The organism is Cupriavidus sp. TMH.W2 (assembly GCF_050847365.1).
In the GTDB taxonomy this organism is placed as follows: Bacteria; Pseudomonadota; Gammaproteobacteria; order Burkholderiales; family Burkholderiaceae; genus Cupriavidus.
Genome location: NZ_CP193793.1, coordinates 1,439,521 through 1,464,238, shown reverse-complemented (window position 1 = coordinate 1,464,238; position 24,718 = coordinate 1,439,521). Strand labels below are relative to the sequence as shown.

Annotated in this window: 20 protein-coding genes, 1 pseudogene and 1 riboswitch; of the genes and pseudogenes, 10 read left to right on the top strand and 11 right to left on the bottom strand. The window is 64.2% G+C overall.

Annotated features, from left to right (window positions below):
• Window positions 1-17 precede the first annotated feature (17 nt).
• Window positions 18-503 carry an acyl-CoA thioesterase gene (locus tag ACREYQ_RS24230; protein WP_432260534.1) on the bottom strand — a complete coding sequence of 162 codons (486 nt, stop codon included), beginning with the start codon at window positions 501-503 and terminating at the stop codon, window positions 18-20.
• Window positions 504-672: 169 nt separating this feature from the next.
• Window positions 673-954 (bottom strand): HU family DNA-binding protein, encoded by a 282-nt coding sequence (locus ACREYQ_RS24225; RefSeq protein ID WP_010814166.1) that lies wholly within the window; start codon window positions 952-954, stop codon window positions 673-675.
• A 467-nt stretch (window positions 955-1,421) separates the two neighbouring features.
• Here ACREYQ_RS24225 and ACREYQ_RS24220 point away from each other — a divergent pair, with 467 nt between their 5' ends.
• Window positions 1,422-2,624, top strand: coding sequence for an ammonium transporter (locus ACREYQ_RS24220; RefSeq protein ID WP_432260533.1), 1,203 nt, complete (start codon window positions 1,422-1,424; stop codon window positions 2,622-2,624).
• 212 nt (window positions 2,625-2,836) lie between these two features.
• Window positions 2,837-3,697: a mechanosensitive ion channel family protein gene (locus tag ACREYQ_RS24215; RefSeq protein ID WP_432260532.1), complete on the top strand. Its 861-nt coding sequence runs from the start codon at window positions 2,837-2,839 to the stop codon at window positions 3,695-3,697.
• A gap of 11 nt (window positions 3,698-3,708) precedes the next feature.
• Here the strand turns inward: ACREYQ_RS24215 and ACREYQ_RS24210 are convergent, their stop codons facing one another.
• Window positions 3,709-4,914, bottom strand: a complete 1,206-nt coding sequence (locus tag ACREYQ_RS24210) for a Bcr/CflA family multidrug efflux MFS transporter (RefSeq protein ID WP_432260531.1) — start codon at window positions 4,912-4,914, stop codon at window positions 3,709-3,711.
• 392 nt (window positions 4,915-5,306) lie between these two features.
• Between ACREYQ_RS24210 and ACREYQ_RS24205 the strand changes: the two genes are divergently transcribed.
• The gene (locus ACREYQ_RS24205; RefSeq protein ID WP_432260530.1) at window positions 5,307-5,894 is read left to right on the top strand and encodes a hypothetical protein; all 588 of its coding nucleotides are present in this window, start codon (window positions 5,307-5,309) and stop codon (window positions 5,892-5,894) included.
• Window positions 5,895-6,003: 109 nt separating this feature from the next.
• Here the strand turns inward: ACREYQ_RS24205 and mdoH are convergent, their stop codons facing one another.
• From mdoH to ACREYQ_RS24190, 3 genes are all read right to left on the bottom strand, one after another.
• Entirely contained in the window at window positions 6,004-8,607 is a 2,604-nt protein-coding gene (mdoH, locus tag ACREYQ_RS24200) for a glucans biosynthesis glucosyltransferase MdoH (RefSeq protein WP_432260529.1), read from the bottom strand.
• Entirely contained in the window at window positions 8,580-10,178 is a 1,599-nt protein-coding gene (locus tag ACREYQ_RS24195) for a glucan biosynthesis protein G (RefSeq protein WP_432260528.1), read from the bottom strand. The genes mdoH and ACREYQ_RS24195 overlap by 28 nt, the downstream gene beginning before the upstream one ends.
• A 381-nt stretch (window positions 10,179-10,559) precedes the next feature.
• Window positions 10,560-10,895: a hypothetical protein gene (locus ACREYQ_RS24190; protein ID WP_432260527.1), complete on the bottom strand. Its 336-nt coding sequence runs from the start codon at window positions 10,893-10,895 to the stop codon at window positions 10,560-10,562.
• 197 nt (window positions 10,896-11,092) lie between these two features.
• On the opposite strand from ACREYQ_RS24190, the gene ACREYQ_RS24185 reads away from it, so the two are divergent.
• Window positions 11,093-11,515, top strand: a complete 423-nt coding sequence (locus ACREYQ_RS24185; protein ID WP_432260526.1) for an RT0821/Lpp0805 family surface protein — start codon at window positions 11,093-11,095, stop codon at window positions 11,513-11,515.
• Between the two features lie 26 nt (window positions 11,516-11,541).
• Here the strand turns inward: ACREYQ_RS24185 and ACREYQ_RS24180 are convergent, their stop codons facing one another.
• From ACREYQ_RS24180 to ribB, 4 genes are all read right to left on the bottom strand, one after another.
• The gene (locus ACREYQ_RS24180; RefSeq protein ID WP_432260525.1) at window positions 11,542-13,233 is read right to left on the bottom strand and encodes a mechanosensitive ion channel family protein; all 1,692 of its coding nucleotides are present in this window, start codon (window positions 13,231-13,233) and stop codon (window positions 11,542-11,544) included.
• Window positions 13,234-13,635: 402 nt separating this feature from the next.
• Window positions 13,636-13,863, bottom strand: coding sequence for a hypothetical protein (locus tag ACREYQ_RS24175; protein ID WP_432260524.1), 228 nt, complete (start codon window positions 13,861-13,863; stop codon window positions 13,636-13,638).
• A gap of 163 nt (window positions 13,864-14,026) precedes the next feature.
• Window positions 14,027-14,536, bottom strand: coding sequence for a surface-adhesin E family protein (locus tag ACREYQ_RS24170; RefSeq protein ID WP_432260523.1), 510 nt, complete (start codon window positions 14,534-14,536; stop codon window positions 14,027-14,029).
• Window positions 14,537-14,638: 102 nt separating this feature from the next.
• Window positions 14,639-15,334, bottom strand: coding sequence for a 3,4-dihydroxy-2-butanone-4-phosphate synthase (gene ribB / locus ACREYQ_RS24165; protein WP_432260522.1), 696 nt, complete (start codon window positions 15,332-15,334; stop codon window positions 14,639-14,641).
• A 172-nt stretch (window positions 15,335-15,506) separates the two neighbouring features.
• Window positions 15,507-15,665: riboswitch (FMN riboswitch) on the bottom strand.
• A gap of 447 nt (window positions 15,666-16,112) precedes the next feature.
• Here ribB and ACREYQ_RS24160 point away from each other — a divergent pair.
• A complete protein-coding gene (locus ACREYQ_RS24160) occupies window positions 16,113-16,520 on the top strand; it encodes an acyloxyacyl hydrolase (protein ID WP_432260521.1) in 408 nt (135 codons plus the stop codon).
• On the opposite strand, the gene ACREYQ_RS24155 is transcribed toward ACREYQ_RS24160, so the two are convergent.
• Entirely contained in the window at window positions 16,495-17,388 is an 894-nt protein-coding gene (locus ACREYQ_RS24155) for a helix-turn-helix domain-containing protein (protein WP_432260520.1), read from the bottom strand. The genes ACREYQ_RS24160 and ACREYQ_RS24155 overlap by 26 nt on opposite strands.
• Window positions 17,389-17,689: 301 nt before the next feature.
• Between ACREYQ_RS24155 and ACREYQ_RS24150 the strand changes: the two are divergent.
• The 5 genes and pseudogenes from ACREYQ_RS24150 (at window position 17,690) to ACREYQ_RS24130 (ending at window position 24,631) form a co-directional block, all read left to right on the top strand.
• Window positions 17,690-20,023: pseudogene (locus ACREYQ_RS24150) on the top strand (type VI secretion system Vgr family protein).
• Window positions 20,024-20,080: 57 nt separating this feature from the next.
• On the top strand, window positions 20,081-22,903 hold the full coding sequence (locus ACREYQ_RS24145) for a glycoside hydrolase family 19 protein (protein WP_432260519.1): 2,823 nt from the start codon (window positions 20,081-20,083) through the stop codon (window positions 22,901-22,903).
• Window positions 22,897-23,439, top strand: a complete 543-nt coding sequence (locus ACREYQ_RS24140) for a hypothetical protein (RefSeq protein ID WP_432260518.1) — start codon at window positions 22,897-22,899, stop codon at window positions 23,437-23,439. The genes ACREYQ_RS24145 and ACREYQ_RS24140 overlap by 7 nt, the downstream gene beginning before the upstream one ends.
• Window positions 23,440-23,658: 219 nt before the next feature.
• Entirely contained in the window at window positions 23,659-24,324 is a 666-nt protein-coding gene (locus ACREYQ_RS24135; RefSeq protein ID WP_432260517.1) for a hypothetical protein, read from the top strand.
• Complete coding sequence (locus ACREYQ_RS24130) at window positions 24,290-24,631, top strand: PAAR domain-containing protein (protein ID WP_432260516.1); 342 nt, start codon at window positions 24,290-24,292, stop codon at window positions 24,629-24,631. Before ACREYQ_RS24135 ends, ACREYQ_RS24130 begins: the two co-directional genes overlap by 35 nt.
• Window positions 24,632-24,718: the final 87 nt, after the last annotated feature.

Genomic DNA, 24,718 nt, shown 5'->3' with positions numbered 1-24,718 from the left:
TCGGGATTCATCGATACTCAGTTCACCGACGCCTTGATATCGTCGTGGCGCTTTTCCATTTCCTGGCGCAGCGCGCGGCGCTGCTGCGCGGCGGCAAAGCGCTGGCGCTCCGCCTCGTCGCGCGGCTCCAGCGGCGGCACCTCGGCCGGGGTGCCGTTGTCGTCCACGGCCACCATGGTGAAGTAGCAGCTGTTGGTATGGCGCACCAGCTTGCTGCGGATGTTCTCGGTCACCACCTTGATGCCGATTTCCATCGAGCTGCGGCCGGTGTAGTTGACCGAGGCCAGGAAGGTCACCAGCTCGCCCACGTGGATGGGCTGGCGGAACACCACCTGGTCAACCGACAGCGTAACCACGTAGCGGCCGGCGTAGCGGCTGGCACAGGCGTAGGCCACCATGTCCAGGTACTTGAGGATGGTGCCGCCGTGGACGTTGCCGGAGAAATTGGCCATGTCCGGCGTCATCAGCACGGTCATGGAAAGCTGGTGGGACAGGTCGTTCATGATGCGGGATACAAAGATTGCGGGGGCGGAATTGCCGGCATGGGGGCGCCGGCAGTTTAACCCGGATCTCCGCCATTGTTGCCGGCGGCAACGCCGTCCGGCAAACCATGCCGCCAACAAAAAAAAGCGGCCTGCCAGGCCGCTTCTTTCACTTTGGACGCAAAACTGCTTACTTCTTCTTGTTCACCGCGTCCTTGAAACCCTGGCCGGCCGAGAACTTGACCGTCTTGGCGGCCGGAATCTTGATGGTTTCGCCGGTGCGCGGATTGCGGCCGGTGCGGGCAGCGCGCTTGCCGGCGCTGAAGCTGCCAAAGCCCACCAGCGTCACCGAATCACCCTTTGCCACTGCCTTCTTGATACTGTCCAGCGCTGCGTTGAGCGCGCGCTCGGCGGCGGCATTGCTCAGTTCTGCTTCCGCGGCGATGGCCGATACCAGTTCACCTTTATTCATGGCTGATTTCCCTTGTTGGTCGTCGTCACCGATGTGCGCGCCTCGCGGCAAGCCATCGATCGGCGCAGTCTAATCTGCCCGTTGCGCGTTGAGCAATCCCCAGTGGCACCAATGCGACAAAAAAACCCGCAAATCCTTGCTTGAGGCCGGTTAGCGGGCAATTTCCCTCGCTGTTTCCGCTTGCCAGGCGCCATCTTTGGCCGGCCGCAATCATTGGGCACAGGACCAATGCCCACAAATGGGGCAACGCACCATAACGGGTCGGCATCACCGGGCCAGAAGGCTCCATTCTGGCGCATCCGCAGTCCGCCGAGAACTCGATGCCTGCCGGCTCCGCCCCAGGTCGCAGCGCGTGCGCGGCATTCCGGTGCGGTTTTTACCCGATACGGTGCAATCGGCACCAGGATGTGGCCGTCTCTGGAACGCTTTTTGCATGCCCATGCGCCCATTTTGAGCATGAGGTCAAAATGGACAACTGGAAGACCGGCACCGACGCCTTGTTTATCTTGCTTGGCGCCATCATGGTGCTGGCCATGCACGCCGGCTTTGCATTCCTGGAGCTCGGGACGGTGCGCAAGAAAAACCAAGTCAACGCGCTGGTAAAGATCCTGGTGGATTTTGCGGTCTCCACCATTGCTTATTTCTTTATCGGCTACACCATTGCGTACGGAGTGCAATTCTTTTCCGGCGCGGCAACACTGGTCCAGAAGAACGGCTACGAACTGGTCAAGTTCTTTTTCCTGGCGACATTTGCCGCGGCCATTCCGGCGATTATCTCGGGCGGTATTGCCGAGCGTTCGCGCTTCAACCCGCAACTGGTCGCCACGTTCGTACTGGTGGGCTTTGTCTACCCGTTCTTCGAAGGCATTGCCTGGAACCAGCGCTACGGCGTGCAGGACTGGATCACGCACGTGGCCGGCGCGCCCTTCCACGACTTTGCCGGCTCGGTGGTGGTCCATGCGCTGGGCGGCTGGATCGCGCTGCCCGCGGTGCTGCTGCTGGGTGCGCGGCGCGGGCGCTACCAGAAGGATGGCCGCATCAGCGCCCATCCGCCGTCGAACATTCCCTTCCTGGCACTGGGCGCCTGGGTGCTGGCGGTGGGCTGGTTCGGCTTCAACGTGATGAGCGCGCAGACCGTCGACAAGATCAGCGGCCTGGTGGCGATCAACTCACTGATGGCCATGGTCGGCGGCACGCTGGCGGCCTGGGCGGCCGGACGCAATGACCCGGGCTTTTCCTACAACGGCCCCCTGGCCGGGCTGGTGGCGGTATGCGCAGGTTCGGACCTGATGCACCCGCTCGGCGCGCTGGTCACCGGCGCGGTGGCGGGCGCCCTCTTCGTCTATATGTTCACGCTGGCGCAGAACAAATGGCATATCGATGACGTGCTCGGGGTCTGGCCGCTGCACGGGCTCTGCGGTGCCTGGGGTGGCATGGCCGCGGGTATTTTCGGCGCGAAGGCGCTGGGCGGACTGGGCGGCGTGTCGCTGGGCGCCCAGGCACTCGGCACCGTGCTCGGCATTGTGGTGGCGCTGGTCGGTGGCACGCTGGTCTACGGCACTCTCAAAAAGCTGGTCGGCATCCGGCTCGATGCCGAGGGCGAATTCAACGGTGCCGACCTGACGCTGCACCGGATCTCCGCGACCCCCGAGCGGGAAACCAACTGGTGATGCCCGTCAGCGCTATCTAATGTCAAGACAAGCTGCGCACCGCAGCTTGTCTTGACAATAATTTGCTTGCACTTCCGGCACGGCGTCTCAATAATTGCCGTGCCATGTATTGCGCCGCAACAGCGCGCAGGGCTCTCACGCGGCAGCCGGCTGGTTCGGGGGATGTTGGGTCGGCGGCTGGCCGGTTACACCAACACGAAAGGAATACGCCGATGGATGCCTCTACCTTCGACAACCTCAAGACCCTGGTTGTCGCCTACGCGACGGAATTCGGAGTAAAGATCCTGGCCGCCCTTGCCTTCTGGGTCGTCGGCCGCTGGCTGATCCATTTTGTCGTGCGCATGGTGCAGAACGCGCTCGGCAAGCAGAAGGTCGATCCCACGCTGCTGCGCTATGTCGGCTCGATCGTCACCGTGACACTGAACGTGGTACTGGTGATCGGCATCCTGGGCTTCTTCGGCATCCAGACCACCACCTTTGCCGCGCTGATCGCCGCCGCGGGCGTGGCCATCGGCATGGCCTGGTCGGGACTGATGGCGAACTTCGCCGCCGGCGCCTTCCTGGTGGTGCTGCGCCCGTTCAAGGTGGGCGACTTCGTGACCATCGGCGGGGTGACCGGCACGGTGCGCGAGATCGGCCTGTTCGCGACCACGCTGGACACGCCGGACAATGTCCAGACCGTGATCGGCAACAACAAGATCTTCAGCGACACCATTCAGAACTTCACCGCCAATTCGTTCCGGCGCGTGGAACTGAAGGCACAGCTTGCCGGCAGCACCGACGTCGCGGACGCCGTGGCCTTGCTCAAGGCGCGCATCGCGGAGATCCCCAACGTGCTCGCCGAGCCGCCGGTGGACGTCGAGATCCTGGAATTCACGCTGGTCGGCCCAGTGCTGGCGGTGCGCCCGCACTGCCACAACGACCACTACTGGCAGGTCTACTTCGACACCAACCGCATCATCCGCGAGAGCTTCGGCCAGGCTGGCTACGCGGCACCCATGCCCGCGCAGATGGTGGTCGTGCAGCAGTCGCCGGCCGCGGTGCATCAGGCCCCCACGCAGCAGGCTGCCTGATGCCGGCGCCCTCAGCGCGTGCCTGAACGCCCGTAATAGCGCATCAGCACCGCGCCGGCGCCGCAGACGGCCATCACCACGCCCAGCGGCAGCGCGGTGCCGTCCCGCCACACGCTGACCGCCGCGCCGCCCAGCGTGCCGAGTGAAAACTGCAGCGTACCCATCAGCGCCGAGGCCGTGCCGGCGCGATGGCCCTGATGGGCGAGCGACAGTGCCGACGCATTCGGCGATACGCACCCGAGCGCGCCGATAAAGACGAAGAAGCCGGCCAGCAGCACCGGCAACACTGCCACGCCCGCGAGCGCGGCAACTGCCAGCGCCAGTCCCGCGGCAAAGGCCGCCAGCAGCGCGCCGCCCAGCACATGATCGAGCGAGCGGCCACGCACCAGCCTGGCGTTGAGCTGCGACATCGTGATCAGCCCCAGCGCATTGGCGCCGAACACAAAGCCATAGTGCGACGGCGCAATCCCGTGCAGCTCGATCAGCACGAACGGCGAGCCGGAGATATACGCGAACATGCCCGCCGAGCCGAAACCCGCAGACAGCGAATAGCCCAGGAATTCCCGATCGCGCAGCAGTTCGGCGTAGCTCTTCGCCACGGTGCCGAGCCGCAGCGGCACCGCATGGCGCCGGTCCAGCGACTCTTCCATGCGCAGATGGACCACCAGCAGGATCAGCAGCCCGGCCACCGCCAGCACCCAGAAGATCGCGCGCCAGCCCGACACGGTGAGAATGGTGCCGCCGATGATCGGGGCCAGGATCGGCGCGACCCCCATCACCAGCATCAGCGACGAGAACGCACGCGCGGATTCATGCGCCTCGAGCCGGTCGCGGATCACCGCGCGCGCCATCACCATGCCGGCGCAGCCGCCCAGCGCCTGCAGGAAGCGCCATAGCATCAGCGACTCCACGTTGCGTGCCAGTGCGCAACCGATGGCGGCCAGCACATAGAGGCACAGCCCGACATAGAGCGGCGGCTTGCGTCCGAAGCGGTCGCTGAACGGGCCATAGAAAGCCTGCCCGAGTGCCAGCCCGACCAGGAACGTGCCGAGGGTCAGCTGGACCTGGCCGATGTCGACACCAAGGTCGCCGGCCAGCGACGGAAAGCTCGGCAGGTACATATCGATCGACAGCGGCGCGATCGCCATCAGCGAGCCGCAGATCAGCAGCCAGGCAGGAAAGCGCGCCGGCGAGGCAGCGCTCGGGGAATGAGGCATGGAGGACACTATCCGGGGCAAAGGCGTCGCCATGCGCGGCCGGTCCGCACGGGCAACCCCTGAAAAAGCGCAATTGTTGCACACCATAACCAAGACAGCCCGGCACCGGCATTCAGCGTTTTGAAACAATCCTTCAGAAAAACTGCCCCTGACAGATCGCCCTGCCAAAGTCGGGTTCGATGAAGCTGGCAAGCTTGGCAGTATTGGTGAATAGTGGTGGCAGGGCATTGCGGTCATTGCATCAATAGGAACAGCATTGTGCAAGTCCTTGCCTGGGGCGCGACTTTCATGCGCCGCAAGGTGGAGGGTACAATGCCAGCCTGTCGGCGTAAGACTCGCCGTCGGCCTCGCAGAGAGGGACGACAGTATCAGTCCCGGCAACATTAGCCTGCATGAGAATACGACACACGCCGCTTTCCGCTTCGCTTGGCCTGGCCGCACTCGCGGCCGCGCTGCTGTTGCCACTGCCCCGGACAGCCAGGGCAGCGCCGGCCCAGTTGCGCAACGCCGCAGCCTCGGTGCCCGCCCCCGTGGTCGATGAAGCCGACCCTTTGTCGCGCATGCTCAAGGGTGCCGCCACCGGCCAGAACACCGGCGCTGCCGGCGTGCCTGAACTGCTGCGCAACACCACGCGCCCGGACAACGTGCTCGCGCGTGCCTGCCGCCAGCTCAACGACGTCCTGCCCATCGAAATCGACGGCGAGACGCGCCTGCGCCGCTGCCAGTCGATTCCGGGCAAACACGTGCTGTTCCAGCTGGAACTCACCAATTACCGCGGTCCGATGCTGGATCTGGCCAGTTTCGAAGTCAACTACGCCGCGCCGTTGCAGCGCAATATCTGCGCGAACCGCGACGTCGAGATCCTGACCAAGCTCGGCGTCAGCCTGATGTTCCGCTACATGACCCGCAAGGACCGCGGCGAGCGCCGCATCGGCGACGTCTATATCAACGCGCCTATCTGCACTGCGGCGCTGCGTTAAGACACCAACACGAACAAGAATCGATTGCATCTGAAACGGGCCGGCACGCCGCCCGCGCGATGAACAACGGCCCGCATCTGCGGGCCGTTGTTATTCCAAACAGCCTCGGTCAGGCCGCGCGCGGGCGCAGCGGCAGCACGTTGGCGGCACGCCGCACCAGGATGCGCGTGTCCTTCCAGCCGGCGTCGGCCAGCGGCGAGCCCCACACCAGTTCATGCAGGCGCGCCAGCGCGAACGGATTGCCCAGCAAGACATGCTTCTGTGCGGGCGTGAGCGCGCGCGGGCCATTCGTGAGCGCATGCTGGACCAGCGACTCGTGGCGCCTGCGCGCCGACTCCGGCTGGACCCCGCGCGGCGTGGCGGTCGCGCACATCAGCGCATTGGTGACCGGGTCCACCACGGCATCGACGAAGTCCGGGGTTTCGGCCGCGTCTTCGACATGCCGCTGCGTCTCGACGATCTCGCGCGGCACCAGCGTTTCCTCGGGGATCATGAACAAGCCTGCATTGCGCGAGGCACGGCCCAGCGACACGCGCGACAGCAACACCGACAGCGGGATCGACAGCGCCAGGGAACCCACGATCGGCAGCAGCCACAGCACATAGGCCGGGTTCAGCCAGTACACCAGCCCGCCCCACGCCAGCCCCAGCGCCGTATGCCAGCCGTGGCGGCGTAAGGCTTCGCCCCAGGTGGTCTCGGCGTCTTCGCGCGGGGGGGACTTCCAGGAAATGCCCCAGCCGCTGTACGCGGCGATCACGAACTTGGTATGGAACAGCATGCGGGTGGGCGCCAGCAGCGCGGACAGCAGCACCTCGATCAGCATGCTGGCAAGGAGCTGCACCGCGCCGCCATAGCGCCGCGCCTGCTTCATCAGCAGCACCACGCTCGCCAGCTTGGGCAGGAACAGCAGCGTGGCGGTAGCCGAGAACAGCGCTAGTGCCTTTTCCGGATGCCATTCCGGCCAGGTCGGGAACAACTGGTATTGCTGCGTGAAGTATTCCGGCGGCACCAGCGCGTGCTTGGCCAGCATCGCGGTGGAAAGCAACAGGAACAGCAGCCACAGCGGTGCCGACAGGTAGGCCATGATGCCGGTCAGGAACACCGCGCGGTGCACCACATGGAAGCCCTGCTTGAGCCACAGCCGGAAATTCATCAGGTTGCCCTGGCACCAGCGGCGATCGCGCTTGACCTCGTCCAGCAGGTTCGGCGGCAGCTCCTCGTACGACCCTTCCAGGTCATAGGCAATCCACACGCCCCAGCCGGCACGGCGCATCAGCGCGGCTTCGACGAAATCGTGGGAGAGGATTTCGCCCGACAGCGGGCCGCGGCCGGGCAGCGGCGCCAGCGCGCAGTGCTCAATGAACGGGTGCACGCGGATGATGGCGTTATGGCCCCAGTAGTGCGATTCCCCCAGCTGCCAGTAATGCAGGCCGGCCGTGAACAGCGGCCCGTACACGCGCGTGGCGAACTGCTGCACGCGGGCATACAGGGTCTCGCGGCCCACCGCCAGCGGTGCGGACTGGATGATGCCGGCGCCGGGATTGGCTTCCATCAGCCGCACCAGCGTGGCCAGGCAGTCGCCGCTCATCACGCTGTCGGCATCGAGCACCACCATGTAGCGGTACTTGCTGCCCCAGCGGCGGCAGAAGTCGGCCACGTTGCCGGTCTTGCGCTTCACGCGGTGGCGGCGCCAGCGGTAGAAGATGCGCCCGAAGCCGCCGACGGCGCGGCACAACTCCATCCACGCATCATGCTCGGCGGTGCGCAGGTCAGGGTTGCCGCTGTCCGACAGCACAATGAAATCGAAATTGGACAGGTGCGGGGTGCGCGCCAGCGATTCATAGGTGGCGCGCAGGCCGGCGAACACGCGCGTCACGTCCTCATTGCAGATCGGCATGATGATCGCGGTGCGCGCCTCGGGCGCGATCGGCCCATCCGGCGCGGCGGAGCGCGAAATCAGATGCCGGTCGCCACCCTTGGCCAGCACCAGGAAACCCATCATCGCGGTCCAGAAGCCTGCCGATACCCACGAGAACAGGATGGCGAACAGCACCAGGATGGCAAATTCAAGCGGATCCGCGCCGTGGTACGGCAGCACGTTGCGCATGAAGTACGTGGCCAGCACGGTCTGCATCACGACCAGGCCCAGCAGGAACCAGCGGCGGTGCGAGCCTGCCGGGTGCCATTTGCCTTCGGCGTCGGGGCCGTCATGCAGCGTGTCCCAGGTCTTGGGCACGGGCGGGCGGCCCAGCATGCGGCGCCAGGTATTGCGCAGCCAGCCCGTGACGATATGCGGCGGCCACTGGCGCGGCACCATCGAGCTGCGCTCGGGTTCGGGGCCGGTATCGACTTTCACGGTGCCGTCTTCGCGCCGCTGCAGCAGCGGCGCGCCGTCAACCTGCGGATTGCCGTACGCGATGGCGAAGCGCCGGCCTACCGAGGCATAGGCGCTGCTGCCTTGCGCCGGCGGCGTGTCCCTGGCGGCCAGGCGCGACTGCAGGCGCGCGATCGCTTCCTGCGCGTCGCGCCCGTCTACGTTGATCACCGGGGCACCGGAAGTCACCGGCGCGACCGGCGCAGCGGCCATGCTCGGGCCGTCCGCCAGCAGTTCGCTGCGCACTTCAGGCGATACGGGCAGGCGGTCGACATAGCGCTCGCATGCCGCCGCCTGGGCCGGGCGCTGCTTTAGCCTGGGGGTAAGATGTAGCTCCACGTCTCGGACAGGGTTGTATTGCCGTTGCGAAGATAGCCGCGCAACTCTACCGGCTTGGTTTCGTCCTTGCGGCGCATCACCATGGTCATGCGCCAGCCGCCGGTCGCGTCATTGCGTTGCACCGACGTTTTCAGCAGTTCACCGTTGGCATCGGCCGAAACCACCGGGTCGATGCGCACGTCCGCCGGCAGCTTGCGCAAGGCCGGGCCTTCGAAGTCCACCACCAGCGAAAAGCTCGTGTCTTCCTTATCGCGGGTCTGGCCCTGGCCCAGGCGGGTCTGGGTCACCCACGACAGCGGCGGCTGTTGTTCGCCGTCCTTCTGCCACAGCAGCCGGTACTCATAATCGAAGGGTTGCTTCGGCTTGGGCGGGTTGTCGGGCACCCAATAGGCGACGATGTTGTCATTGGTCTCGTCCGGCGTCGGGATCTGCACCAATTCCACACGGCCCGAGCCCCAGTTGCCGCGCGGCTGCACCCAGCCGCTGGGCCGGCGTTCATACCAGGCGCCGATCTCCTGGTAGCTGTTGAAACTGCGGTCGCGCTGCATCAGCCCGAAACCCAGCGGATTGGACGCCGCGAATGAGGTCACCAGCAGGCGCTTGGGATTGACCAGCGGACGCCAGACCCATTCGCCGGTGCCCAGGTGGATCGACAGGCCGTCGGAGTCATGCACCTCGGGCCGGAAATCCTGCGCGGCCGACGGCTGGTTCTCGCCATACAGGAACATGCTGGTCAGCGGCGCCAGCCCCAGCTTGGTCACGTTCTCGCGCAGGTAGAGGCGCGCCTTGACCTCCATCGCGGTCTCCGCGCCGGGCTTGATGGTCAAGCGGTACGCGCCGCTCATGCGGCGCGAATCCATCAGCGCGTAGATCGTGATGTCCTTCGCATTCGGTCCCGGGCGTTCGATCCAGTATTCGACAAAGCGCGGGAACTCCTCGCCCGAGTTGAGCGCGGTGTCCACCGCCAGGCCGCGCGCCGAGAGCCCGTACCACTGGTCCTTGCCGAGCGCGCGGAAGTAGCTAGCGCCGAGGAACGACGCCAGCTCATCCTTGCGCTTGCCCGGGTTCAGCGGATACAGGATGCGGAAACCCGCGTAGCCCAGCCCCTTGAGCTTGGCGGCATCGACCTTGTGCGGGCCGTAGTTGAACGCGGAAGGGTCGAAGCGGAATTCGCGCACGGTGTCGCCCACCACTTCATGGATGCGCACGGGCTGATCGAACACCATGCCCTCGTGGAAGAACGACAGCTCGAACGGCGAGCGCGTGCCGCGCCAGGCAAAGCGCTCGGGCTTGTATTCGATCTCGCGGTAGCGCTCGTAGGAAAGCTCGCGCAGTTCGCGCGGCAGATTCTGCGGCGGCGCCTTGTAGGGCGCGGCTGCCAGCTGGCGCGCGCGCGCCGCGACCGTGTCGAAGTCGAAGGCATGGGCCGCCATGGCACACAGCGCCAGCGCCCCGCCCCCGAGCCAGGCCGCGATCCGCGCACCGGCCCGCGCCGCGCAGCGACGGGCACCCGGCCCGGTGGCGGGCCGGGTAAGCGGTTCTGTAAATCGTGGCGTGGCGATCTGTGACATGTATGCCAGGGTGAGCGGTTGAATCGGCGTGACCGGCATCGGCGGTCAGAACGAAGGAGGACACAGCAAGAGACGGGCCCGGCGCCGAGTGGCGAGGCCCGGAAACGGGGAAGAACAGCCGGGGCAGACGGCCCGCGGGGCACTGTGTCCGGTTTGTTGCAATGCGCAATAAACCATAACAATTCGAGACGCAGAAGTCACGTTTCGATCACGCAAGGTTTGAAACAAAATGTTGGCGGGGTTACCCGAAAGCCGCTCCGGGCAAGGGTTTCCGGGCGCCGGGGTCACACTGCCGCGAGCATCGGCGGGAACGGCACCTGCCGGTCGCGGTCGCCTGGCACAGATCCGGGGCGGGCGGCGCCCGGCCCTCTTAATACACTGTTACTTTTTAGCACCTTCGCTGTACGGGTCGAACTTCCCACTCTTGGCGCCTTCGGAATACGGATCGAATTTGCCGCTGTTCATGCCGCCCTGGCTGTAGGAGTCAAAGGATTTCTGCGCGCCGCCCTGGATCGGCTCCATCTGGTCGGGGCGCGCGCCCGGGTTCAGCGAGTTCGCGTTATCGCTTTTTGCGCCATCCGAGTACGGGCTGAATTTGTCCTGCCTGGCGCCGTCGGTGTACGGGTTGAATTTATCGGTCTTGCCCGCGGTCTGGGCCTGCAACGCGCCGAAGGCGCAGGCGGCGGCCAGTCCGATGGTGAGGTAGCGCAGCTTCATGGGGATCTCCTCTCGCAGGAAAGGCGCCTGCCATGCATAGGGCACAGGGTGCGCCGCTGCTGGCCAACGCAGCGCGCGGGGCAGCAATCAACGCTAGGTCAGGGCCAGGCAGGAGTCAACCGCCCCGCGCGCGCCGCGGGCCTGCATTGCGCTTACAATGCCACCCAAACGCCACCACGACGCTACAAGGAATCGTCATGCTCCCTCGGCAAACCGACGCTATCGCCCGCCCTGCCCTGCGTGCCGCCATCGCCGGCGCACTCGGTGCCACCCTGCTGCTTGCTGCCGCCGCACCGGCGCAGGCGTACTTCGACAATTACCTGACCGGCACCATCATCGGCACGCTCAACGACAAGGAAGGCGCGTCGCTGGCCCAGTCCGTGCGCAAGGCGCTGAACGATACGGCCGATGGCCAGGCCGTCGAATGGACCTTCCCGGCCGCCGGGCGGCGCCTGCAGGTCGACGGCACCATCACGCCGGTCGAAAGCAAGACCGACAAGGGCCAGCCCTGCCGGCGCCTGAAGTCGGACCTCAAGCGCGGCAGTGCCGAAGAGCACTGGAGCGGCTGGTTCTGCAAGCAGTCGAACGGGCAATGGAAATCGCGCCACGTGGGTGAATAAGCGGTGCTGGGCCGCACCGCCGGCGCTCACGCCGCGTTCGACGGTGCGCGATGCGGCCGTGCAGCAGGATCTACCCGTGGCGAACCGGGACGCTCATACCACTTGGCTTCCGGGACATAGACCGTGTTGTCCGGCTGCGCAATGAAGTGCGGCGACATGATCTGCACGCCGTGGGTGTTGAACTGGTCCTGGATCGCAGCGTGCAGGGCCGACAGCGCGTAGAAGCGGTTGCGCGGATGGTCCAGCGCGGCAAACAGCTCATACTCGACGTAGAAGTCCGCCAGCCCCCGCTGCAGCACGAACGGCGTGGGCGACGGCGCGATGTGCGCCGCCTCGGCGGCGGCGGCCAGCAGCATCGCATGGACCTGCCGCCACGGCGTGTCGTAGCCGATCGTGACCGAGGTGGAAACCAGCGCTGCCTGCCAGCTCTCCTGCGCGGCGGGGTCGCGCACGCTGCCGTGGCGCGTGTAGTTGTGGATGGCACTGCCGACCACCACCGCATTGGGTAGCGTCACCTCTTCGTTGCGCAGGTTGATCACCTTGACCGAGAGCGCGTCAAGCGAGGCCACAGTGCCCACCGTGTCGCCGATGCACACCATGTCGCCGCGCCGCAGCGCGCGCGAATACACCACCACCATGCCGCTCATCAGCTGGTTGACCACATTGGCCGACCCGAGCGTCACCATGAAGCCGAGCAGCACCGACAGCCCCTTGAACACATCGCTTTGCGACCCGGGGATATACGGGTAGGCAAAGGTGAAGCCCAGCGCCCAGATCACCGCCGCCGCCAGCCGCCGCGTGGCGCCGGCCGTCTCCGGATGCAGGCCGGGCACTGTGATCTGGCCCTTCTGCACCGCCTTGAAGATGTTCGACACCAGCCGCTGCACCGCGCGCGTGATCAGCAGGATCACCGCCACCGTAACCAGGCCCGGCACCGCAGACACCATCGACAGCGCGATCTGCGACAGCAGGCCAATGATGAAGGCGCCCATGCGGTCGCCCATCGGCTGCGTCAGCGGAAACTGCTCGAGGGCGAATTCCAGCCAGATAAAGGCCAGCACCAGCACCAGGCCGATCGTCAGGATCTGCACGATGCGGGCGACCAGCTGGTAAAGCGCGCCGGTCCAGTCGAACTGCCCGCTGACCCGCCGCGCCAGGTGCCGCTCCAATGCCAGTTGCAAGCGTGCGCGCAGGGCCACGCCGGCGCGCGCCACGCCCGAGGTCAGCGCGGCCAGCACAGCCAGGCCAAGCAGGCTCAGCGCGGCGCCGCGCAGCAGATTGGGCCAGTGCAGATGGGCACGCCGCGCGCCGATGGCCGCGCGCGCGCCCGCCGCCGCGCGCGCGGCGGCGGCCTCAAGGGTCAGGCTGTCTTCGGGGGAGAGGTCTTGCGCGGTAAGCGCGAACAGCAACTGGTCGCCGAGCCGGAAGCCGATCATCGGCGCGCCGTCGACGGTGCCGCTGACCTGCACCAGCGGCAGTGCCAGGTCGCGTTCGGCCAGGTCACCGAACACTTGCTGGGCACGTGCGGCCCGCATGGCGGGCGTGGCGCCCGCGATCTCTGCGCGCAGCGTGGCGATGGGCCGATCCATCAGCCGCAGCTCGACCGCATTGCCGCTGCGCACCGCAGTCGATGCCTGCGCGGTTGCGGGCACGGATGCAGGCGCCGCCAGGCTGCCGTGCGCCCACAGCACGCATGCCACCCAACCCAGTCCAGCCATCCACATTGCCGCCAACCGCGGCCACCGCCGCCAGGCTGCTAGCGCTGCCATAAATACGCTCCGGTCAAGTTCGCTTGTGCCGGCGCGATGGCTCCACGCCAGGCCCGGCACGTTGCCCGCAAGCATAACGTGCGCTGGCGCGCACGCAAAGCCGGTGGCGTGGCTACGCCGGCGGCAGACAAAAAAAGGAGGCCGAAGCCTCCTGTTGCGATCCGCCGGACAGCCCTTGCCCTTTCCCCCCGGACAGCACGCGATGCGTGCCGCAAGGCTGCCCCATGCACGGCAGTGCCGCGCCTTGCCGGCGCGGCCAGCCTCTATCTGCTTGGCGGCATGGCCGTCACGGGCGCAGCCTGCGTCCCCGCTTGCCGGGGAGCCGTGCGCCCGCCGCCATCAGCGGCGCGCTCAGGCGCCTTTGTTTGTCATCGGGGCTTTGGCGTGGCTCTTCTTTTTCTTGGCGCTGGTCTTCTTGGCCTTGGCCTTGCTGCTGTCTGCCTTGGCCGGCGCGGCCTTGTCAGTCGGCGCTGCCGCCGGCGCAGCCGGGGTGGCAGGCGTGGCCGGAGTTGCCGGCGCCTGCGCCATCGCGCCCGCACCGAACATTGCCAGCGACAGCATGACGATCCATTTCTTCATTTCCATCTCCTCCTTTGTCTTGCTGGTAGGGGTAGCAGCAATGCCTGCCACAACGGACGCCATTGGCTCGCGTCCTGTCATCAGCATCAACGAGGAGGGTTCGCTCACCGTTGACCGGGACAAACCCTGAGATGGCACGATGGAGTGCCCTGCGGCGCTCAGTTCACCGGCACAGTTTGCGCAGCAGTTCCCCGGCGATCGTGCCGGGGCCGGCGGCCTGGAAGGTGCCGTACTGCGGGGCCCGGATGGTATAGAGCGAGTCGCCGCGCGCAAAGCGCTTGCTGTAGAGCGTCTGCTCGACCACGGCGAACATCGACGTGGCGCAGTTCAGCACCATGCGCTTGAGCGACGAGCGGATCGGGTCGCCGCTGGCGGTGCGGATCACGCCGGACGGCGCATTGCGCATCACCACCACGCCCACTTCGGTGCCCTGGCGGCGCACCGCGGACTGGTCGAAATAAGAGATCACGCCATTGGCGCCCATCAGGGGAAGCCAGCGCTGCGGATCGGGGGCGCCGGGATCGGGTGCGGCCGGGCGGGAGGCGAAAGCCGAAGCGGCGGAAGCGGTGGACGGGGCCGGCGCGGCGCCGTCATCGGCATGCGCCTGCGGCACGGCCAGTCCCAACACGCAGCCAGCCAGCGCGGCTGCGCGCCTAAAAATGCGGAACATCATGGAATCGCCCTCGTATAGACGGGAAAAATCGATCCGTATTGTCGCACAGGAGCATGCATTCCGGCAGCTTTGCCCGCCGCAATGCATGCAGGAAAGGCCTTTTCAGCCGTGCAGCCGCCGCCAGGCAACCAGGTCCTCGATGGTCAGCACCGGCAACCGGTACATCTCGGCAAAGGTCAGCGCCTCCGGGCGGCGCGCCATGGTGCCGTCCGGGTTCATCAGCTCGCACAGCACCGCGGCCGGCGAGAGCCCGGCCATGCGGGCCAGGTCGACCGACCCCTCGGTATGGCCGCGGCGCTCCAGCACACCGCCGTCGCGCGCCACCAGCGGAAACACATGGCCAGGGCTGACCACCGCGTCGGTGCCGGCTTCCTCGGCAATGGCGGCGCGGATGGTGGTGATGCGGTCAGCGGCGCTGACGCCTGTGCTGACGCCTTCGCGGGCTTCAATCGACACAGTAAAGGCCGTGCCGTACTGGCTGCGGTTGTGCTCGACCATCGGCCGCAAGCCGAGGCTGCGCACCTTGTCCGTGGGCAGGCACAGGCAGACGATGCCGCTGCATTCGCGGATCATCATGGCCATATTGGCCTGGGTCAGACGTTCTGCGGCCAGGATCAGGTCGGCCTCGTTCTCGCGGTCGTCGTCGTCGAGCAACACGACCGGACGGCCTTCGCGCATGGCGTCCAGCGCCTGCGCGATGCGCGCGGCCAGGGAACGGGCATCGGCATCAACAGCGGCATCGGCGGCAAGATCCGCGGACACCCCGGGTGCAACAGCTTCGGTGGAAAGGCTAGACATGAAACGCTCCGGGTTCAGCATCAATGGGCGTTCCAGGGGAAGGGTCAACGGAGCCGCAGCGCCCGCACACCGCGCCAGAAGCGCAAGCGCGAGCAGCCATGCCCGGCGCGCAGCGCAAGGCAACAGCGGACCGCAAGACCAGGCAAGACGCCAGGCCGCGCGGGCAAGCTCCGCCCATCTTCTTTCATCCGGACTATGACCGTCGGCCCTGGCCTCTCACCAGGTCTGCTGACCTCGCACGGGAATGCGAGCGCTCGCGGGCTCGCCGGACACGCACTGCGCGCCGCGGCATACCGCCGGTGGGGACTTTCACCCCGCCCTGAAGACGTAACGAAACCGGTGCGGCCATGCGGCCGGCACCGGACCGCGAATGTTAGCACGATTGTTATTGTTGCTTCGCCGCTGTTGCTGCGCGGTGTCGGTCACACGCCGTTGCTGCAATGTGTCGTGCCGTGTACTACAAATATGGGAAGGAGGCAGCGCATGTGGTGCCACCAGCGGCGGCCGCCCCAATCCTTGCCTGACAACAACGCAGCATCTTTTCAACGTGCTCCCAATGCGCCCACCAGAACAAGAAGCCAGACAAGACAGCCGTGCGAGTAGTTTGTCTTCCACCCCGACTTCGCCCACCCACCGGCGCCGCTGGCCGCATCGCGCAACGATCGCCGGACTGTTTGCCCTGCCCTGGTGCTGGTGTGCGTCAGCGTTCGCGGCACCTGCTGTGCAGCTTGGCTACGGGTTTGACGATTCCCACCACGTGCAGAAGGCGGAGGTCGCCATGCTGTGGGATTCAGGCTTTGCGTGGGGCAACCCGCAGGGCTGGCAGGTGGACCTGCAATGGGAGGTCAACGTCGCGCACTGGCGCAGCACCAGCGACAAGAACCCGAACAACCTGTGGGAGTTTGGCGCCTCGCCGGTGGTGCGGGTCGCATGGTGGCGGCACACCTGGGTGCCGTTCGTCGAGCTATCGGTTGGCCCGCGGCTGCTGACCGGCACGCGCACCTCGGATGACCATGTCATTTCCTCTGCGTTCCAGTTTTCGGAATACGCCGGGATCGGCATGACGGTCGGCAAGAACCGGAACTTTACCGCGGGCTACCGCTTCCAGCACCTGTCCAATGCCGGCATCAAGGAGCCCAATCCTGGCACCACCTTCCACGTCATCTACCTTCGCTACCACTTCTGACGGCGGGTTGCCGCGGCCCGCCCCGCGCTTCAAACAGGGTGCGCGTGGCGTCGTCGGCCGGAAAGAAGCATTCGATGCGCAGTTCCTGCAACGTGATGTCCTGCGGAATGCCGAGCGTGGTCAGCGTCGAGAACAGCGACGCCCGGAACGCGCCGGCATGCAGCACCACCGGCAGCAACGGCGGCGGCGGGCCATCGGTGCCGTCGTCCTCGGGCAGCAGCACGCCGCCCGGCCCCACCATGTCCGGATGCCAGTCGGCAATGCGCCCGAAGATCTCGCGCGCGGTCTGGTCGTGCGCCTGCACCTGTAGTTCCTGCCAGACGCGCCGCAACAGGTAACGGCCGACCTGGCGCGCGTTTTCGATGACCGGCCACAGGCCATCGGGATCGAACACCGTCAGCATCAGGTTGATGCGGCGCGTGTCCTCGGCCAGCGACGCCGGCGGACGACCGCCCAGCAGCGTGTCGAGCATGCCGCGGTACGCCGCATTGGCATCCACCAGGTTCCAGAAGCGGTCCAGCACCACGGCCGGGTACGGCTCCTGCTTGGCCAGGATCAGTGCGATCGCCTGCTGCACCATCTGCAGCGGCGGCGAGGCCAGCGCGTGCTCGCTGTAGGCCGGGGCAAAACCGCTGGCCAGCAGCAGCCGGTTGCGCTGGCGCAGCGGCACGCCCAGGCGCTCGGCCAGCGCCAGCACCATTTCGCGGCTGGGGCGGGCGCGCCCGGATTCAAGGAAGGAGATGTGCCGCTGCGACACCCCGGCGGCCAGCGACAGCGCCAGCTGGCTGTAGCCGCGCTTGCCGCGCCAGTAGCGCAGCAGGCCGGGGAAGTCGAGGGTGGCTTCGGAGGCGGGGGTCAGCGTTTCCATGGCTGCATTACAGCATGGATGACGAGGGATGACGATTACCTGGTGGGTAATGGCTGCAATTCAGGCAGCGCAGGCGCCCCGCCAGGCCCCGGCGATGACTAACACAGACGAGATACAGCCGATATAGGACGTCTCCGATTTGCGCGTAGACGTTGATGCAGGTTGAAAAGGTGCATCAGCGCCGTCCTACAGTGTTTCCGGCCTTACGGAATGCCGCTAACTTGCGACGCGCGGGACCATGCGTCGCAGGATGCGTAGTGCCTGCAGCAAGTTCGATAACGCTGACAACGGAGCGCACGCAATGGCGGATTTGCCTGAGGAACGGAGGACATATGGAGATGCGCTGCTCAAGGGACTGACCCGGCGGCAGGCTTACTTCCTGCAAGTGTCCGGCATCGCAAGCGCCGCCGCGCTGTCGGTGGTGTCGTTTGAGGCCGTGGAGCGGATGGGCGAGACTTATGCCGTGACCATCCAGCTTACCCACCCACTGGAACTGGATCGCGCCGACTACCTCAACAAGGACGCAACCTTCCTGATTGACGACGGCGATGGCAGCGCGCCGCGCAAGTTCGCGGGCTGCATCACGCGCTTCTCCAGGACCCGGCAGACCCGGGACTTCAGCGGCTACGAGATCGTAGTCGAGCCGCTCGTCGCGCGATTGAAGCTCACGCGCGCCAGCCGCATCTATCAGCAGCAGACCGCCCCGCAGATCATCGAGGCAATCCTGCGCCGCCACGGCCTGAAGGGCCACCAGTTCGCCTTCAAGATTCGCCGCAAATATCCGCAGCACAGGTTCCGCATGCAGTACGAGCTGTCTGATCTGGCATACATCCGACTGCTATGCGAACAGGAGGGACTCTACTTTTATTTCACCCCCGGCAAGTTTGGCGAGATGGTTGTGTTTGGCGACGACATCGACCACTACATTTACCAGCCGGAACTGCACGTACCCTATCGCGAGACGGCCGGACTGGAATCCGGCAAGGAAGCGGTGTTCTCGCTAAACATGCACGCGAAGACCATACCGGAATCGTTCCGGGTTGCGGACTTCAACCCCGACAAGGCCTGGGAGCGCCCCACCGGCGAGGCCAACGTCGCGCGCAAGGAGAAGACGACCTACGGCCAGTCTTATATCTACGGCACTCACCACTTGGACTTCGAAGGGGCCAGGTGGGAGGCGCAATTGCGCCATGAGGTGGAGTTTGCCGGGCAGTTGATCTTCGCGGGCCAGAGTAACGTGCTGGCATTGTGCCCGGCACGCATCCTGCGCATGGACCGGGCACTGCCCGATGCGCCCAACGGCCAGGTGATCACCGAGGTCATCCACAGCGGCGGGCGCGATGCCGCCTACCGTAATACCTACCAGGCGATTCCATGTGACCGGCGTTTCCGCCTGCCGATGGACGAAGCGAACTGGCCGCGCATTTCGGGCACGCTGAGCGCCCGCGTCACATCTCCCGGCCAGTACAAATACGCCTACCTCACACAAGAAGGCAGATATGTCGTCCGCTTCGACTTCGACTTTGATGAATGGCCCAACAGTGGCGAGAGCGTGCCGCTCGCGTTCGCCAAGCCGTTCGCGGGGGCAAACCAGACGGGCTTCCACTTCCCGCTGATCGATGGCACCTACGTGGACGTGGCCTTCCGCGACGGCAACCCCAACAAGCCGTACATCGCCCACGTGCAGCACAACAGCCAGCACGCCGACCTGATCACGAATCAGGACCGCTGGCTGTCGCGCAACGTCATCCGCACACAGGGCGACAGCAAATTCGAGATCGAGGATTGGCCGGGCGAGGAACACATCAAGTTCTCCACCGAGCATTCGGGGAAGAGCTAGCTGACCCTCGGCCACATCGTCAACGGCAAGCGACAGAAGAGAGGTGAAGGCTTTGAATTGCGCACCGATGCGCAAGGCGCGATACGCGCAGGGGGCGGCCTGCTGCTGTCGGCAGATATCCAGCAGCGGGCGAATGGCAAGCAGAACGACACCGCCGCCGCGATGCGTCAGCTAACCCTCGCGCTGGAGCAGGCGCAGACGCTGGCAGATGCGGCCAAGCTCGCCAAGACGGAGATTGCCGACCTGAGGGCCGAAAATGCCTGGCTCAAGGCGAGCGTAAACGAGTTGAAAGAGGCCGTCATGCTGCTATCCGCACCAAAGGGCATTGCGATCTCGACGCCGGATCGCATCTCGGTGGGCGCGGGGAATGGCGTGAACGTGGCAACGGGCACCGGCTTTGCCGTCAGCGCCCTGAAGAATATCGCGATGGCCGCGGGAGATGCCCTGTCCCTGTTCGCGCATAGCCTGGGCATCAAGCTGTTTGCGGCACGCGGCAAGGTCCAGATTCAAGCGCAAAGCGATGAGCTTGTCATGTCAGCCCTGAAGGACCTCACCATTTCCAGCACGGACGGCAAGCTGAGTCTGACGGCAGACAAGGAAATCTGGATTGGCGCGGGTGGCTCCTATATCCGGATCAACGCCTGCCGTATCGAACAGGTGACGCCGGGCGACATGAGGGAGAAAGCCATGTCCTGGCAGCGGCAAGAGCCGGGCGCGGAGGTGCGGAAACCGTCCTTGCCTTATAGCACCGATCTGCCCGATACGGGGGCGCACGGCTCCCGCCACTCCGGCTAGTGGCGGAGACCACGCCGCGCGATTCCCTGAATCTACCTTGAAGACACACCGCAAGACATGGCCACTCAACCGCATCCCGCTCCCACCCCGTCACCGGCGCCCCGCCCGGCCCCGTCAGCGCCCGCCGCACTGACCTGGACGTATCCCTTTGCCGACGCCCAGAAGAAGGAAATCACTGATTCGCAAAAGTTCTATCACGCCTTGTCGCTCATGGATGACGGCCTCTTCCCGCTCGGGGTGAATGGCTTCCCGCATGGTGGCACGCATTTCGGCGGCGGCACCGCGCCCAGCCTCGACCAGACTGGCGGCGTGCGCTGCATCGCGGACGGCGAGATCGTCGCTTACCGGATCATTGATCGCAATCCGCACTTGCAATTCGCAGATGGCAAATGGGCGGCGTACTCGACGGGCTTCGTACTGGTGCGCCATCACCTGGCCTTGCCACCGGCGCCAAACAGCACGGGGCCGCAGCCCGCCGACGAAAAGCAAGACGTCTACAGCCTGTACCTGCATATGGCTGATTGGAGTACTTACCTGGCCGACGAGAAGCTGCGCCGCCCGTTCTGGTGGGACGTTGACGCCTTCCGGATTCTCGGCAAGGACCATCAGCATCCGGCGCCCGGCGGCGACGCACCCGCCGCGGCCGGCGCCTTCGTCTGGACTGAGCCGAAGGCGGGCAGGAAGCGGGGCCAGTTCACGGCGGGAAAGCAGGTCGCTTTCCTTCCGGCAAGCTGCGAGATTACCGTCGGTGAGAAACGCGGCGAGTGGGGACATATTCATTCCATCATCAAGGGCGCGATGATCAGCCCTACCGCCGGGGGAACATTTGGCTCGGAAGACCTGAACGTGCCATGGGAAGCGCCGGACGGCACCCCCAACGCGCCGACCACCCCCAAGGACGACTGGGGCTGGATCAACCTGCGTGGCCACCAGCCCGCCAAGGAGCCCAGGCAGCTAGATCTGGTCGTCATACCGGTCACGCCGATACCGGTGAAAGCTGGCACGCCGCTGGGACAGCTTGGCGAATACCACGACTACGAGCGCGCGACACCGCTGCCGCCCATCGCCCGGCGCCAGATACTGCACCTGGAAGTCTTTGCCGACGATGGCTTCAGCGCGTTCCTTGCCAAGAGCCGCACCAGGGCTGCGCAATTGCCGGCGGACCAGCGCAGCTTGCTGGTTATCAATGCCGGGGCAAAGCTGGTGCAGGCCATTCCGGCAGCCGACCGCAAGCTGCGGCTTTACCATGCGGTAAAGAAGGTAGAACCCACCGCAGACAGCCCGACCGGCGGGCCGTGGGTCAAGGTGCAGTCGATGCATCTGGGAAGAATGGATGTCGCCTACCAGTCTGACGGTCCGCCGGTCTGGATCGAGCGCGCCAAGCTGGCAAACGCCGGGGATGACACGCCGGCCTGGAGCCGGTTCCCGCTGGACCTGCAAGGCGTCGCCGAACCGGCCAACGGCTTCCCGCTCATCCTCCCGCGCGGACAACTGGACGCCCTGGAGGCCAAAGACAAGGCCACCGACGACCAGAAGGTCAACTGGTGGCATGTACCGTTCAGCACCGCCGATGGCAAGAATGCATGGGGCTGGGTATGCGAGAAGAACCACCCTGGCACGAAATGGGAAAGCCCGTGGGCCTGGCCCCGCTTCGAAACCGTGGACGCCACGGGCATCCAGATCGCCGATGCCTTCCGGCGCAATCTGGTCATCACCGGGGCTGCCAACTGGAAGGAACAGAAGGAGTTCGAGCCGTCGCTGGCGGCGGTGAACAACAGCGCGCTGTTGCTCAAGCTGGAGCAGACGGTAGCAAAACTGGACGCCGGGGATGGCAAAGGCAAGGGCGGCGGCAGGGTCACGGCGCGAGCCATCCAGTTGGCCATGCGCCTGCCGTCGCTCGCCCAGGCACTATCGCACGTCATCCTCCGCTACGAGAGCGAATGGGGTGGCGACATGAGCCGGTGGAATTCCATCACGCCCTTGATGCGCAATGCCAGGGACAACTGGCTGTGCGACCTGGAGCGGATCAAAAAGCTGCAATGGTGGGATGACGTGAAGGGCAAGGTGGCGGGTTTTCCGGCCAGCGCGACCGTGCTGCATATTCATCCAATCGCGCTGATCAGCAATTTCCAGTCTTCGGGGACACTATCATGCGCACATTGCGGTACAGATCTAAGAATAACGTCTGAAATTCTGAAAAAAATATTCCCCAGCATAAGCGAGCTGAACGCAAACGCGTTCCCTGCAGAATTGAATTCGGCATTCTCAAAATATAAGATAAACACCTGCAACCGCATTTCTCATTTCTTTGGGCAATGTGAAGTTGAATGCGGCGGCTTCACCGCATTCAGAGAGAGCCTGCGTTATAGCGACGGGGACAGATTATGGAGGATATATAATACCGCCATAAGAAATGGCTTGCGCCGACTCCATTCGAACTGGACCGTCGCGCAAATGGAAACTTACACCAAATCCCATCTTGTGAACAACGACAGTGAGTTAGGCGTGGTTCTGTTTGGAGATGACACCTATCCGAATAGAGATTACCGGGGGCGTGGCCTTCTGCATTTGACATGGCTGGCATCCTACAACGAATACAAACAAGCCACCGGCCTTGACATAACAACCGATCCCGCATTGCTTGAAAGCAACTGGCATGCAGTCACAGACTCGTCAGCTTGGTTTTGGAGCAGCCGAAAACTTAATCCTCTGGCCGACGCAAATAATCCAAGATATGTTACAAAAATCATAAATCCGGCATTAAAAGATTTGGAGCGCAGAAAGGCTGCTGCCAGGCGAGCTTTTGAGATACTCAACAAAGACGGGCAGCCATGCAAACATGATTGGGATGCAGCAATAACCGGGGCAAACGGATGGTAAGGAAAACTGCAGCTGCCGTTTTTTTGATTTTAGTTGGCGTAATTTCGCAGTCAATCTCGCTTTCCGCAGGCGAATTATCAAAAATATTCCCAGCAGAGTCAATAAAGCGCGGTTGCGCCTTGGAGTTCAAGCAGGAGCCATATCCGATCGCAATGAATGAACTTGGTACGCAACCGTACAACATAGTGACAAACTGGTTTTGCGGAGATTCTAAATCTTCGGAAATAGATAGATATAATGCAGAAGGAGGAAGTCCACAGATTATTACTGTTCTTTTTTGGAGAAAAGATAGTTTTGTTGTTCTGGTAAAGTGGTCGATAAGTTCTCAAGCCGCCGATTTTCAAGGGGACTTCTACAAGGTTTATATATACAAATACAACCACGATGGAGACGGACCACCATTTATAAAGCAAGAGAAGGTCATGAATAAATTTGGGCAAGGTTGGGACGGAATGAAGAAAGGCGCCGTTGTCGCGTATCCGTACAAGAATGCAAGTTCCATTCGAAGACGCCTCCGGCAATTGGATGGCCGGTGACACTCATTCAGTGGCTCGGCTCAGCCTTGATATTCCATGCTGGAAGGGGATGACAGCGATGTTGTTAGGGACACTGGTGCAATGCCTCGCCGCACCTTGCCAAAGGTAAAGGAAGTATGGAAAAACCTCAAAATACAATGAATTAACGTTACTCCTTATACAATTATCTAATAATGAAAATTGGCTTCCGAACGTACTGCATAACTGATCGAGAGGGGCATGCCAGGCTCCAGAAACGGGGAATGCTATAAGGCAATGGCATTCTTTCAAAACATTCCCGCCTACGTGCTCATTTTCGAAGACGATGACGGAGACGCCTGCGCTGTCTCATCCACCACCGAGCATGGCCGTGCCATCACGTGCTTCCTGTCGCCATTCGATGCCATGCTCGAAGCAGGAATGAGGGGCGCACTCGGGCAGGCCTGCCAAGTAGCGCCAGCATCACTTCTCGATGGAAACTTATTTCGAGACGCGGATGGCGCCGGCTTTATCGCCAACATCCATCTTGGCTGGCCGGCATGTGACGGATGCCTGCTGCAGACGCCACGCGGTGCAGTCGGCAGATACTCCCGCGAGATGCATCACTGGGCGCGCGAGGCGCTAGGGTTCGAAGCGGATGCGGTAACGCTGGCGGAATTTGCCAAGTTGCGCGAAGCCGCAGGCCTGTTTGCCTGGCAAGAAACCAACAGGGAAATCTTGATGTGGGACGCTACCCGCCTGACCACGGCGCTTGAGCGTGCCGCTGAAGCTATCGCCTTTACGCCAGGTGATATTGCCGACTGCAATCAAATCGCCATGTTCGACCCGGAGTTCGGGCAATGGCATTTCGTGCCCAAGCCTTCTCAATTGGATGACGGCAGGCAACCCAACAGCAGCACGACATGATTTCAAGGAATGGACGATGAACCGGCGTCATGACATTTTCAATGGCGACACTACTACGACAAGCGGTACTGTCATTGCGACCTCCCGGGCCGAAATGCTTAACGGTCGGGCGTTAGCGTATGAGGGCGACCCCGTCTGGTGCCCGAAATGCAAGACAACAGGCAAGATAGTGTGCGTGGGCGAGCGGCTGCCCAATCGGGGGCCTGATGGCCGCGAACAGGCGTTGAGCTATGACTGGTGCCTGTGCAAGTGTGATCCGAAGCCGCGCCTGATCGCATCGCAGGGCGAGTCCGTGAGCATTGCATAGGCCCCTGCCGCACGAAATCGCAGAATCCAACCTTTGCCACGGACAGAAGTTTGACGCTGCCAACGATAACTATCTATCGAATATTAG